The organism is Deinococcus frigens DSM 12807 (genome assembly GCF_000701425.1).
GTDB lineage: Bacteria > Deinococcota > Deinococci > Deinococcales > Deinococcaceae > Deinococcus > Deinococcus frigens.
Genome location: NZ_JNIW01000078.1, coordinates 1 through 13,023, shown reverse-complemented (window position 1 = coordinate 13,023; position 13,023 = coordinate 1). Strand labels below are relative to the sequence as shown.

11 protein-coding genes and 1 pseudogene are annotated in these 13,023 nt (G+C 68.4%); 6 read left to right on the top strand and 6 right to left on the bottom strand.

Annotation, left to right across the window (positions count from 1 at the left end; translation table 11 throughout):
- Window positions 1–1,136: ATP-dependent metallopeptidase FtsH/Yme1/Tma family protein (locus Q322_RS0117915; RefSeq protein WP_034419002.1), on the top strand; the 1,136-nt coding region annotated here is incomplete at its 5' end.
- A gap of 110 nt (window positions 1,137–1,246) precedes the next feature.
- Here Q322_RS0117915 and Q322_RS0117910 read toward each other — a convergent pair.
- The 5 genes from Q322_RS0117910 to Q322_RS0117890 form a co-directional block, all read right to left on the bottom strand.
- Window positions 1,247–1,864, bottom strand: a complete 618-nt coding sequence (locus tag Q322_RS0117910; protein ID WP_029479244.1) for a hypothetical protein — start codon at window positions 1,862–1,864, stop codon at window positions 1,247–1,249.
- A complete protein-coding gene (locus tag Q322_RS0117905; protein WP_029479243.1) occupies window positions 1,861–2,442 on the bottom strand; it encodes a GNAT family N-acetyltransferase in 582 nt (193 codons plus the stop codon). Before Q322_RS0117905 ends, Q322_RS0117910 begins: the two co-directional genes overlap by 4 nt.
- A gap of 163 nt (window positions 2,443–2,605) precedes the next feature.
- Window positions 2,606–2,992 carry a diacylglycerol kinase gene (locus Q322_RS0117900; RefSeq protein WP_029479242.1) on the bottom strand — a complete coding sequence of 129 codons (387 nt, stop codon included), beginning with the start codon at window positions 2,990–2,992 and terminating at the stop codon, window positions 2,606–2,608.
- Between the two features lie 3 nt (window positions 2,993–2,995).
- Window positions 2,996–3,463: an rRNA maturation RNase YbeY gene (gene ybeY / locus Q322_RS0117895; protein WP_029479241.1), complete on the bottom strand. Its 468-nt coding sequence runs from the start codon at window positions 3,461–3,463 to the stop codon at window positions 2,996–2,998.
- 80 nt (window positions 3,464–3,543) lie between these two features.
- Window positions 3,544–4,614, bottom strand: a complete 1,071-nt coding sequence (locus Q322_RS0117890) for a PhoH family protein (protein ID WP_051668724.1) — start codon at window positions 4,612–4,614, stop codon at window positions 3,544–3,546.
- A gap of 289 nt (window positions 4,615–4,903) precedes the next feature.
- Here Q322_RS0117890 and aroE point away from each other — a divergent pair, with 289 nt between their 5' ends.
- From aroE to Q322_RS0117875, 3 genes are read left to right on the top strand one after another with little or no spacing between them, the layout of a single operon-like run.
- A complete protein-coding gene (aroE, locus tag Q322_RS0117885) occupies window positions 4,904–5,743 on the top strand; it encodes a shikimate dehydrogenase (protein WP_051668723.1) in 840 nt (279 codons plus the stop codon).
- The gene (locus Q322_RS0117880; RefSeq protein ID WP_051668722.1) at window positions 5,740–9,381 is read left to right on the top strand and encodes a CHASE domain-containing protein; all 3,642 of its coding nucleotides are present in this window, start codon (window positions 5,740–5,742) and stop codon (window positions 9,379–9,381) included. The genes aroE and Q322_RS0117880 overlap by 4 nt, the downstream gene beginning before the upstream one ends.
- On the top strand, window positions 9,378–10,607 hold the full coding sequence (locus Q322_RS0117875) for a sensor histidine kinase (RefSeq protein WP_084148073.1): 1,230 nt from the start codon (window positions 9,378–9,380) through the stop codon (window positions 10,605–10,607). The genes Q322_RS0117880 and Q322_RS0117875 overlap by 4 nt, the downstream gene beginning before the upstream one ends.
- 71 nt (window positions 10,608–10,678) lie before the next feature.
- Here Q322_RS0117875 and Q322_RS0117870 read toward each other — a convergent pair whose 3' ends face one another.
- Window positions 10,679–12,049 carry a serine hydrolase domain-containing protein gene (locus Q322_RS0117870; protein WP_029479236.1) on the bottom strand — a complete coding sequence of 457 codons (1,371 nt, stop codon included), beginning with the start codon at window positions 12,047–12,049 and terminating at the stop codon, window positions 10,679–10,681.
- A 61-nt stretch (window positions 12,050–12,110) separates the two neighbouring features.
- Here Q322_RS0117870 and Q322_RS0117865 point away from each other — a divergent pair, with 61 nt between their 5' ends.
- Both Q322_RS0117865 and Q322_RS0117860 read left to right on the top strand, forming a co-directional pair.
- A complete protein-coding gene (locus Q322_RS0117865; RefSeq protein WP_029479235.1) occupies window positions 12,111–12,377 on the top strand; it encodes a hypothetical protein in 267 nt (88 codons plus the stop codon).
- 371 nt (window positions 12,378–12,748) lie between these two features.
- Window positions 12,749–13,023 (top strand): annotated as a pseudogene (locus Q322_RS0117860) (transposase); the annotation flags it as partial.

The window sequence follows — 13,023 nt, the reverse complement described above, 5'->3', positions numbered from 1 at the left end:
AGAGCGCGCCCTGTATCGTCTTCATTGACGAGATCGACGCGGTGGGCCGCAAGCGCGGCGTCTCGATGCAGGGCGGCAACGACGAGCGCGAACAGACCCTCAATCAACTGCTGGTAGAGATGGACGGCTTCGGCAGCGGACAGGAGGTGATCATCCTGGCGGCCACCAACCGCCCGGACGTGCTGGACGCAGCGCTGCTGCGTCCGGGCCGCTTTGACCGTCAGGTGGTGGTGGACGCCCCGGACGTGCGGGGACGTGAACACATCCTGAAAATCCACGCCCGCAAGAAGCCGCTGGACGTGAGTGTGGACCTGAGTGTGATCGCGCGGCGCACGGCGGGGATGGTGGGGGCCGATCTGGAAAACCTGCTGAACGAGGCGGCGCTCCTGGCGGCGCGTGGGGGCAGAAACCGCATCACCGGGCGGGATGTAGATGAGGCGCGGGACCGGGTGTTGATGGGACCGGAGCGGCGCAGCCTGGTGGTGCGGGAGGCGGACCGCAAGGTGACGGCGTACCACGAAGTCGGGCACGCGCTGGCCGCGCAACTGCTGCCGCACGCCGATAAGGCCCACAAGCTGACCATCGTGCCGCGTGGGCGCAGCCTGGGATCGGCGCTGTATACCCCGGAAGACCGCATGCACCACACCACGGGCGCGCTGCTGGACCGCATCTGCGTCGCGCTGGCCGGACACGCCGCCGAGCAGGTGGCCACCGGGCAGGTCACCACGGGCGCGGCGGGTGACTTCCAGCAGGCCACCAGCATTGCCCGCCGCATGGTCACCGAATGGGGCATGAGCGAGGTGGGCCAGTTGGCGCTGGCGCAGGAGAGCAGCGCCTACCTGGGCTACGGCCCGCAGCAGGGCGTCTACAGCGATCACACCGCCCAGCAGATCGACGCGGAGCTGAGCCGCATTCTGAACGGGCAGTTCGAGCGGGCCGTGCAACTGCTGACCGAGAATGTCCATGTCCTGCACCGCCTGACCGACGAGCTGATCGCCCGCGAGAGCCTCAGTGGCGAGGACGTGCAGGCCGTGCTGGCGGGGGGCACCCTGCCGCCGCTGGAACTGCCCGGGCCGGTGACGCCCTCCGGCGATGATTCCTCGGCCACGGGTGGATTGAAGCCGGGCGCGGCCTGAGCCGAATGCCTAGCTGGACCGTGACGCCTCACCGTTAAGAGTGAGGCGTTTTCCTGTCTGAAGTCTGGATGCCCGAAGGGCCACAGGGGAACCATCTTGACGCAGCCGCTTCAGTCCCACTCCCACTCGCGCCAGTCGCTGGCTTTGGCTGTTCCTTTCCTGGGTTTGGGGGTGGCTGTTTCCTTCGGTGCGTGGGGGTCTGGATACCAGCCATACACGGCGGCCAGCGCCTCATCCAGCCGCTCGCGCAGGAGTCCGCCCAGGCGGGCCTCCTCTCTGGCGCTCAGTTTGGGAATCTCGCGCCGCAGTCGGTCCAGCGCGGCGTCCAGACCGGCCAGATACGGCTCGCGGGCCTTTTTGACCGCGCCTTTTCGCAGCGGTTCGGGGTGGATGCTGGGTGTGTACGACTGCGCCGCCGCTTTCAGCAGGGCCGCTTTCTTGGCCTCACGGACGGCGCGGTTGCGTTCGGCGCGCTCGCGGGCGTCGGCGGCGCGGGCCTGGGCGGCCAGAAAGGTGTCGTCGCGTTCCACCTCCGTCACGCGGGTCTCGGCATACAGCTTGACGGGGGGCAGGCGGCGGCGGCCCATCCGCAGACCGTTGGGGCGGGTCCCGTCCTGCTCGCCCAGAAAGCGCGCGATCAGGGTGGGCGTCCAGCCCCGGTCCTTGAGGTCCTGCGTCGCCAGAAAGCCGGGCGGATTGAGCGGCGGTTTGTCCCTGCCCCGGCTCATGGAATGGCGGGCGACTCCTGCGGCGGCCACTCGCGGCGCAGCAGGTCCAGACGGACGCTGTCGTGCCGCACGCCGCCTACCAGTCGGGCCTCGCGGATACGGGCCGCCTCCCGGAACCCCAGCTTCAACGCGGCGTGGATCATGCGTTCGTTGCCGCCCCAGGTGGTAAAGGTCAGCACGTGGGCGTCGGTTTCATCAAAGGTAGCCGTGACCCACAGCGCCAGTGCCCGCGTGCCGGTGCCGTGGCCCCAGTGCGCCGGGTCATAGATCAGGATGCCCAGGTCCCACCACCCGCCGCCCGCCGGTTCCTCCTGGCTGCGGTTGACCATCCCCACGCACTCGCCGCCCAGCTCGATCACCCGTTCGTCGGAGCGGCCAGGCGTGTGCTCCAGCCGCTCCACATACGCCCGCAGCGTGGCGGTGGTGGCCGCCGCGTGGAAATACGGCGCGTCCCAGTCGCGCCACTGTGCCTGCGGATCGGCCAGCCAGCGCCGCAGCACCGGCAGGTCACGGGGCCGCCGTCCGCGCAGGGTCACGGTCTGGACGGGGCCGATCTCGCTGGGGAGAGGGGAAGTCATGGCGCAATCATTCCAGACGGGGCGGGGATGGGGTGAGAGAGAGGATTCAGTTGGGTGGGGCGCGTAATGAAGCTTGGGGGCCTTTGACTCCGGCCTGGGCCTGCGCGGTGGCTCCCTCCTCCCGCTGTCTCCGCAACGTTCCTTTCCTACAGGTGGAGAGGGGCTAAAACGCTCCGCCCACCCACTGCCACAGCGGTGGTAGCAGCACCACCAGGCCCACCACCAGCGCCCCGGCAGAGGCTGCCAGCACCGCCCCGGCGGCGGCGTCCTTGGCGACTTTCGCCAGGGGGTTCAACTCGGGGCTGCTCAGATCCACCACGGCTTCCAGCGCGGTATTGACCAGCTCCAGCGCCAGCACCAGCGCGCAGGCCAGGGTGACCGGGGCCAGCGGGGCGCGCAGCAACGCGGCCACCGTCAGCGCCAGCGCGCCCGCCCAGACCTCGATGCGGAAATTGGCCTGCGAGCGGTAGGCGTGCCGGATTCCGGCCCACGCAAACCCCGCCGAACGCCACCAGCGGCGTAGATCCAGGGCCGAGCCGTCCGAACGCATCGCCTAGGTTCCTTCAGGGAGGGCCGTTGCGGCGGCCTTCCAGGCCCCGTGGAATACGTCCCACTCGGGGCCAGTCGCGCCCTCCTCGTAGCCCAAGCCGTCGGCGTGGGGGTGGTCATGGCCCACCAGATGGGTCAGGCCGTGGCTGGCCAGCAGCGTGACCTCGCGGGTCAGGCTGTGGCCGCGCGCCCCTGCCTGCCGGGCCGCCGTGTCCAGGCTGACGATAATGTCGCCCAGATGCGGCGGCACGAAGGGATCGCCCGGCTCCCAGGTGGGAAAGCTGAGGACATCGGTGGCGGCGTCCTCGCCCCAGTGTTCGCGCTTGAGCTGCCGGATGGTCCGGTCCCCCACCAGTACCAGCGTCACCTCGCGGTCCTGCACGCCGAAATGCGCCATCGCCGCGCCCAGACCCGCACGCAGGGCCGGGCGCAGGCCGGGGGGCGGAGTCTTGCGGGCCAGGAGATCGATCATTGGAGACAGCGTAGTGCAAGAGTTGCGAGAAAAGAGAGGGCCGACGCCACCCGCACGCGTCAGCCCTCCTTTCAAACGGTCTAGCCCTGCGGCTGTAGATCGCCCTCGCCTTCCGGGATGCTGGCAAACTCGCCCCGGCGGGCGGAACGCTTGTCGTCCTCGGCGTTCTCGGCAATCTCGTAGGCCTTGATGATGCGGCCCACCAGCGGGTGACGCACCACATCCACCTCGGTGAATTCGTGCCAGGCGATGCCGTCGATCTGGCTCAGTACACGCTTGGCCACCGCCAGACCGCTGGTGATGTGGCGCGGCAGATCGATCTGGGTCACGTCGCCGGTGATAACCACCTTGCTGCTAAAGCCCATGCGGGTCAGGAACATCTTCATCTGCTCGCCGGTGGTGTTCTGCGCCTCGTCCAGGATAATGAAGGCGTCGTTGAGGGTCCTTCCCCGCATGAATGCCAGCGGCGCAATCTCGATCACCCCGCTGGTCAGGTACGCCTCGAACTTGTCCTGGTCCAGCATGTCCTGGAGGGCGTCGTACAGCGGACGCAGGTACGGATCGATCTTGGCCTGGAGGTCACCGGGCAAGAAGCCCAGTTTCTCGCCGGCCTCCACCGCCGGGCGGGTCAGAATGATGCGCTTGACCGCCTTGGACTTCAGCGCCTGAATCGCCATCGCCACGGCCATGTAGGTCTTGCCCGTCCCGGCGGGGCCGACGCCGAAGGTGATGTCGCTGGTGGCCATCTGCTCCAGATACAGCTTCTGGCCTGGCGTCTTGGGCTTTAATCCGCGCGGCAGGCTCAGGCCGGGCATCTGGGTCTCGGCGGCCAGGCTGCGGCCCTCGCCGCTCATGCGGGCGCTTCGCAGCAGGCTCTCGGGTGTGAGTTCGCCGCCGCCGCGCACCACGTCCAGCGCGTCGCGGACCATGCGTTCGGCCTGACGCACCTCGGCGTCCTCACCGGTGACCGTCACGGTCTCGCCGCGCGCCACCATTTTGGCGCGGGTCAGCTCGCGCATGCGCCGCAGATTGGCGTCGCCCGCACCCAGCAGGGCCAGGGCCTCGCGCTGGTCTTGCAGGGCGATGGTGGCCGTGGCGGCAGAAGAGGGCTGGCTGGTCTGAAGCTGGTCTTGCTGTTGCTGGTCAGTCACTCGGCTCCTGGAGCGGGTCAGAACAACCACGCACGGCGCACGCTCCCCCGAAGACGGCTTCGGGAGGCGGGAAAAGAGGAAGGGTCATTCGGATGGCCCCATTCTCGGGAGTGTGCGGGGGGCGTGGCGTGGGCTGCGGCACATTCTGGTCCCGCCCCCACCTGCTGACCTGCCGCACAGCAAACGGAACTGATCGTCACGCAAAGTTGACTGGCACGTGAGGAAACGCCCAAGCCACGCTGTTCGCCGTGCAGGAATTCCGTCACGGCGCGCGGCTACACTGGGAGCCGTGAACGTGCCGGACCGTCCCCGCGCCCCTGCCCTGCACGCCGCCCTGTTCGCTGATCCGGCGGCGCACTCGTTGTCCCCCCAGATGCACCGCGCGGCGTTTGCCCACGCTGGAATTGACGGCGATTACACGGCCCGGCGCGTCCTGGCCGCCGAATTGCCGGAAGCCGTCGCGGGGTTGCGTCAGCCCGGCAATCTGGGAGCCAACCTCAGCCTGCCGCACAAGCAGGCCGTGCTGGCGCTGCTGGACGAGCTGACCCCGGCGGCGCGGGCCATCGGGGCGGTGAACACCATCGTTCATAAGGACGGCAGGCTGCGCGGCGACAACACCGATGCCCCCGGTTTTCTGGCGGCGCTGGCGGACGCGGACGCTCCCACAGGTGGCCTGAGCGTGGTGCTGGGCGCGGGCGGCGCGGCGCGGGCGGCGGTGTATGCGCTGCGTGGGGCAGGCCATGAGGTGCTGATCGTCAACCGTACCCACGCCCGCGCGCAGGCGCTGGCCGCCGAACTGGGCGGGCGGGCGGCGTGGCCGGAAACCGCGCCGTGGTCCGCCGTGACCCTGCTGGTCAACGCCAGCAGCGCCGGGCTGGACGTGCCCCAGGACTCGCCGCTGGCCATCTTCCCGGCGCTGGACCCGCGTGCTCTCGTTTACGACATGGTGTACCGCCCCGCCGAGACCTGCCTGCTGCGCGAGGCTCGCGTAGCGGGCCTGCGCGCCGAGAACGGGCTGGGCATGCTGGCCCATCAGGCGCAGCTGGCCTTTGCCGCGTGGACCGGAGCGGACGTGCCGGTGGCGGTGTTTCTGGAGGCGCTGCGTGGAGCTGGAGGCGATCCGCCGTGACCGCAACTGCCGTCCCCGAAGCGCAGTCTGCCCGCGCCTCACGGCGTGCGCCGCTGCTGGTCATGGGACTGATCCTGCTGCTGTCGCTGACTGCCGCGCTGGTGATCTCCGGTTTCGTGCAGGCGCAGCAGCGGGGCCGTTTTGAGCGCGAGACGCTGGCCTATACCCTGGCCCTCAAGGACCGCGTCAACGACTATGACCGCCTGCTGCGGACCGCGCGGGCGGCCTGGCAGGTGCATCCCGATCTGCTGGACGAGGCCGAGTTCGCCCGCTTTGTGGACGGCATCGACCTGGCGCGGCGCTATCCCGGCGTGCAGGGGCTGGGCTTCGGGGCGTGGCTGCCGGACGGCGACGCGGCGGCGCTGACCGCGCGGCTGCGCCGGAGCGTCAGCCCGGATTTCACGGTGCGCGGGGGACCATCGCCGCAGACCGCCCGCGTGCCGATCTCGGTGATCGCGCCCGCCAGCGCCGAGAACCTGACGGCACTGGGCTTCGATCTGTACAGCGAGTCGGTGCGCCGCGCCGCGCTGGACCTGGCCCGCATCAACGCAGACGTGCAGGCCAGCGGCCCGGTGTCGCTGGTGCAGCCGGGTGAGGACGGGCAGCCGCTGCCGGGCTTTCTGCTGACGCTGCCGGTGTGGTCTCAAGGCCAGGCAGCAGCACAGGCGGGCGGACAGGCGGGCGGACAGGCCGCCGAGCCGGAAGGGTTCATGTACCTGGCAGTGCGCGCCGATCAATTCCTGAGCGATCTGGGACCGCAGGGGCTGGAAAACCGGCTCTCGGTGGGCGTCGGGCTGGCCGGGCAGGCGCTGTCGCAGGTGGGCGGTCCGTCGTATTTCCAGGACCGCGTGGCCCTGGACCTGGCCGGGCAACCCTGGACCCTGGCCTACGCCGCCCCGCGCAGTTTCGGCCAGGACGCCGCCGCCAGCGTGCCGGTGCTGGTGATGCTGGCCGGACTGCTGATCGCCGGGCTGGCCCACATGCTGGTGGGGGCGCAGGTGCTGGCCCGCAGCCGCGCCGAGGCGCTGAACGTCTCGCTGGGCCAGGCGCGGGCGCGGCAGGAACAGGCGCGCGCCGAGTTCGAGGCGATCTTCCAGTCCATGCAGGACGCCGCCGCCTTCACCGGTCCGGGCGGGCAGATCCGGCTGGTCAACCGCGCGCTGGAGCGGCAGTTCGGACATCCGGCCTCCAGCCTGATCGGCCAGCCGCTCTCGGCGCTGCATCTGGACGCCCGGCAGGCCCAGCGCCAGACCTTTCAGGCCCTGACCACGCCGTACCGCCGCGCCGACGGCAGCGTTTTTTCCGGCGAGGCCCAGCGCAGCGCGGTTCAGGACGCGGGCGGCCAGCGGCTGGGCCTGCTGGAGGTGGTGCGCGACGTGACCGGGCGCATCGCCGCCGAACAGGCCGTCGTGCGCGGCGAGCGGCGTTACCGGGGTGTGCTGGACGCCATTCCGCACATCTTGCAGGTCAGCGACGGCGCGGGCCAGGTCACCTACGTCAACACCCAGCACCGCGAGCTGCTGGGTAAAGAGGACCTGAGCGCCCGCATGACCCCCGAGGGCCGCGCCGCCGCCGGGCGGCTGTGGCAGGAGGTCCGCGAGCGCGGTGAGGTCGGGCAGTACACCGCCAGCGCCGAGGTCCAGCTTCAGGTGGGCGGCGTTGCGCTGGAGGATGGACAGATGGCGGGTGGCAGCCGCCGCTGGTTTACCCTGCGGCTGTCGCCCATTCGCACAGAGGGCAGCCCTGGCAACGCTGAAATCGGCCCCGAACACAGCGCTGGGCAGGTCCAGACCGAGGAATGGATCACCTCGGCCACCGATATTCATGACCGCCTGATTGCCGAGCGGCGCGCGCAGCGGGGCGAGGAACGCTACCGCAGCGTGCTGGAGGGCCTGCCGCAGATCGTCTGGCAGACCGATCCACAGGGCGAGTCGCTGTCGTTCAACCGGCGCTGGGAGCAGTACGTGGGGCCAGAGCGGGCTTCCGGCGGTTTCCTGGGCCTGCTGCACCCCGAAGACCGCGCCGACTACCAGCGCGGCTGGGCGGCGGCCATTCGCAGCGGGCGGCCCTTCGAGGCCGAACACCGCCTGCGGTCGGCGGGCGGGCGCTACCGCAGCTTCGTGACCCGCGGCCTGCCGGTGCTGGACCCGGCGGGCGAGGTGCTGGAGTGGGTGGGCACCAGCACCGACGTGGACGATTCGGTGGCCGAGGAAAACGCCGCCCGCTTGCTGGCCGACGTCTCCGAAGATCTGGCCGCCCGCCGCCCCGAGATCCGCCTTCAGCCTGCCCGCCTGTCCGCCGCCGCCCCCACGCTGCTGCCGCCCTACCTGAGCGCCCAGGGCCGCCCGGCGGTCTACCGCGCCGCCCTGGGCCGCCTGACGTCGCGCCTCGCTGAGGGCGCGGCGCTGTGGTCTGTTCAGGCTGGGTCCGCTGGGTCCGCTGGGTCCGCTGGGTCTACTGGGTCCACGCAGGCTGGGCTGCCCGAACTGCTGGCGTCGTCCTCGCTGCATGCGGCGTGGCAGACCGGACATATGCGGGCCTTTCTGGACGGCCTGCTGGACCAGGTCACGCGGACCGAGGACCCCCTCTTTATCCCGTCTCACCCGCTGCTGCACGGGGTCAACTGCACCGGAGCGCTGCTGTACCCGCTGCTGGGCGCGGACGGGCGGCTGTGCGGCGTGCTGGGGCTGTTCTACCGCCAGGAATTGACGGGCCGCGATCACGATCTGGCGCAGGAGATCGGTGGGCGATTCGCCGCTGCGCTGGACAACGACGCGCTTCAGGACCGGGTGGCCGGGGCGCAGCGCGAGTTGCGGGCGCTCAACATGTCCCTGGAAGACCGCGTGCAGCGCCGCACCGAGGAACTGGAACATGCCAACCAGGAGCTGGAAGCCTTCAGCTACAGCGTCTCGCACGATCTGCGCACGCCGCTGCGCCACATCGTGGGCTTCGGCGATCTGCTGGGCAAGGAACTGCTGGGCCAGCAGGCCAGAAACGAGGAGACGGGCACGGGCGGCCTGAGCGCCAAGGGACAGCGCTACCTCAGCATCATCACCGATTCGGCGGGGCGTATGAGCCAGCTCATCGACGATCTGCTGGAGTTCTCGCGCATGGGCCGCCAGGAACTGCGCCGCGAGAACGTGGACCTGAGCGCGCTGCTCAGGGCGGGCTGGGACAGCCTGGAACCGGACCGCGAGGGCCGCAACATCACCCTCACGCTGCCCCAGACCCTGCCGCCCGTGCCCGGCGACGCGGCGTTGCTGGGGCTGGTGGTCAGCAACCTGCTCAGCAACGCCATCAAGTACACCCGCACCCGCGACCATGCCACCGTCGACGTGAGCGCGCAGGTGGACGCCCGGAGCGTCACGTTAACGGTTCGTGACAACGGCGTCGGTTTTAACCCCGAATACCTGGATAAACTGTTCGGCGTGTTTCAACGTTTGCACCGCGCCGATGAATTCGAGGGCATCGGCATCGGCCTGGCCAACGTCCGGCGCATCGTGACCCGTCACGGTGGCCGGGTGGGGGCCGACGCCTGTCCCGGCGAATGGGCCGAGTTCTGGATCACCCTGCCGCTGGCCGGGCCACCCGCCGCCGAGACTGAAACTGCGACCCAGACCGCCGTGGAGCGCGCATGACCGGGGCGCAGACCAGTGCGGCAGGACTGGACGCCGCCCCCCAGCGCAGCTACCGCTTTCCCGGTCCCGGCGAGGCCCTGAACGTGCTGCACCTGGAAGACAGCGAGCTGGACCACGAACTGGTGGTGATGCACCTAGACGGCGAATTGACCTGGCAGTTGCGGGTGCGCCGGGTGGAGGACGAGGCCGGGTTTCTGGCCGCCATCGAGGCCGATCCGCCCCATCTGATCCTCAGCGATTACGCGCTGCCCAGCTATGACGGCCTCAGCGCCTACCGCGCTGCCAGCGCCCGCCTGCCCGAGGTGCCGTTCATCATCGTGACCGGCGCGCTGGGCGAGGAGGTCGCGGTGGATACCCTGCGCCAGGGCGTCACCGACTACATTCTCAAGCAGCGCCTGGACCGTTTGGCCCCCACCATCCGCCGCGCCGTTGCGGAAGTCGAGGCCCGCGCCAGCCGCGAGCGCGCCGAGCAGGAAGTGTTGAGCCTCAACCGCAGCCTTCAGGCCCGCCTGATAGAGGTAGAGCGCCTGCGCAACACCGCCGAGCGCCAGAGCCAGCGCCTGGAGATTCAGGCCAAACAGCTCGAGGAAGCGCTGAACATGCAAAAGACCTTCCTGGCCGAGACCAGCCACGAGTTGCGAACCCCCCTAACCGCCCTGCACGGCTACCTGCGCCGCGCCGAGCGCGAGGCGGGCGGCTCCCAGACCCTGCTGGACGCCCAGCGCGTGGCCGAGAACATGACCCGGCTGGTCAACGATCTGCTGCAACTCTCGCGCGGCGAACTGGTGCAGGGCATCGAGATGCACTTCATGAATCTGGGCAAGGTCATCTCGCAGGTGGGCCGCGATTATGGCGTGAAGGCCAGCCACGAGAACATCGAGATCGTGGGCGATCCGGTGCGCCTCAGTCAGGTGTTCATGAACCTGGTGACCAACGCCATCCGCGTGAGCGGTTCGCCGGAGCTGGTGCATCTGGAAAGCAGCCTGCGCCCCGGCGAGGTGGAGGTCCGCGTGGTGGACCGTGGCCCCGGCGTCCCCGACGCCATCAAGCCGCGCATCTTCGACAAGTTCTTCCGGGGCAAGGAGGCCGGTTCGGCGGGGCTGGGCCTAACAATTGCCCAGCAGGTGGTGACCTCGCACGGAGGGACTCTGGACGTGACCGATACCCCCGGCGGCGGGGCCACCTTCCGCGTCCGCCTGCCGCTGCCCGACGAGGAAGACGAGTAGAGTTTCACAGTTTCACGGCCTGCCAGATGGCCCTCTCTCTCATATAGATGGAGAGGGAGGCAGCAGGACCATTAGTCCAACCCCGCCTGCACGCGGTAGGCCGCCAGCGGCCAGGATCGCCCGCCACCCTGACGCACCCACTGGATTTCGCCGTCCTCTGCGCGCTGGAAGTGGTACGGCTCGCCCACGGAGCCAAAGCCGCTTTCGGGAGCGGGACAGAGCGTGTCGGCGTCCTGCACCGTCAATTCGACGGCGGTATCGGATGGGTTGCCCAGCGGGGTCAGGGCCACCAGTCGCCCGCCCAGATTCGCAATGTCGAACACGCCCCAGGCGTTGGCGAAGCGTCCAGTAAAGGAATCGAGATCGTGCGCGGTATCCGCCTCCTTCCCTGAATTCTTGTGCGCCAAGTCAATCAGGCGGATCAGGTTGCCCGCCCATTCGGTGGCCGGGCCGCCCAGGGTGTTGGTCAGCGCGGAGATGGACAGCCCCGTTTTGGGGTCCAGCCACGACTGCGTGGTATGGCCGGGAAAGCCGCCAGAGTGGCCCACCAGCCCGCGCCCGCCGATCTCGTCCAGGATCAGGCCCAGGCCGTAGCCGCGCCGGGTGGGTTTGGTGATCTCCGATTCGCGTCGCCCCATCAGCCGTTTGGAGGCGTCCGAGAGGAGTCCTTCACGGCCCAGGGCATGCCGTGCCCAGTAGGCGGTCAGCGCCTCGGCGGTGCCGTAGAAGCCGGTGGCCGCCGCCAGCGCGCGGGTGTCTGATGACGGCAGCGTGCGGCGGGGATCGTGGCCCGACAGACGTGCGCCGTGTCCAGCCGCCAGCTCGGTCTCGCGCTCCGGGGGCAGTTCTGCGCCCAGGTCAGCCAGTTCCAGCGGGCCGGTGATGTGCGCCTGCACATAGTCGCCGTAGCTCTGGCCCCCCGCCGCCTCCACGATCAGGCCCAGCAGCCCGTAACCGATGTTGGAGTACTTGAAGTGCTGATCCGGCGGGAACACGGCGTCGGCGCGGGCAAAGTCCAGCAGCGTCTGCCGATCCGGGAAGGCGTGCATCTGTTGCCAGTAATCGCTGTCGGCCCCGTCGCGGTTGATGCCGGACTGGTGGCCCAGCAGCGCCCGCACAGTTAGGCCAGCGGCGGGCGAGCCTTGCAGCTCTGGCAGCCAGTGGGCCGCAATGTCGTCCAGGCGCAGTTTGCCCGCCTCCACGAGTTGAAAGACGGCGGTGGCCGTGAAGGTCTTGGAATGCGAGGCGATGCGGAACAGGTGCCGCGTGGTCAGGGCCTCGCCCGTATCCTCGTTGGCCTGCCCCAGCGCGAAAGACGCCGCCAGCTCATCGCCCACGCGCACGGCCACCTGCACGCCGGGAATGCGCTGAAAATCTCGCCCGTACTCCAGCCAGCTTTCCAGGTAGGGCGCGATCTGCCGGACGGTTTCCAGAAGGCTCATAGACAGAACCCTAGCGCTTGAGAATGCGAGTTGGCCTTGAATGGGGGCGCTAAGCTGACCCATGAATTCAGACGACACCAGGAAACAGGACGGCAAAGCGATCTTCGCTGCTCTGACCGCCTTTGAAGGCATGCCTGAGCGCAAGCAGCCGGAGGATCAGGAGCGGGATTACTCAAGCTGGGACGAGGATCAAGGCGATTTGTCGGACGCTGAGCGCGAGGCTCTGATTCAATCTGTGGTCGGCAGTCTGGCGCGGGATGACGGGCGGGACATGACGCAGGAATTGTTGGACGAGCGGCGAGAAGAAGCTAAGAACAAAGGCTGGTAAACCCACCTCAGCCGCCGCACGCCTCCGCCGCAGCGTGGGCCACCTGACCGCCGGTTGAATGACGGTACCAGACAGAGAAATACCAATTAACTGCTCACGCACCTCCGTCTAAACTAATTGCTATAATCGCCTGCTCCGAATAAAGAAGTCTAATCTCGGAAATGATCTCATATATTAAGTCGTGTGATTCGTAGGAGAATTTATCTAGTAAGCGAAATAATTTACCCCGCTTCTCTAAATCAGTTTCGATAAGTGCTAACTCCATCATCGACTCATATACGACTCTTCTCAAAGGTAAGATTTTCTCTAACCCCCTGACGGCCTGACAGAAATTATGAGAAAGCGTCCCCGGTAGGCGACACTTTCTGTTTGTGACAACCGAAAATGCTACCGGGGACGCACCCCGACTCTACCAAGCCGTCTTCTCCCATATCCAGAGTGGATTGTGGAACGACATCCGCAACGCTCACACGCTGGCCTGGATGGTCACGGGCCTGCTGCTCTCCCAGCGCAGTTCCATTCCCGCGTGGCTCCCTTACATCCACTCCCGTGCCACGTTCGCGCAAAGCAGTGAACGCCGAGTTCGCCGGTGGCTGGAGAATCCAGCCATAGACCCCACCAGCATTTATGGTCCGCTCGTCACCCG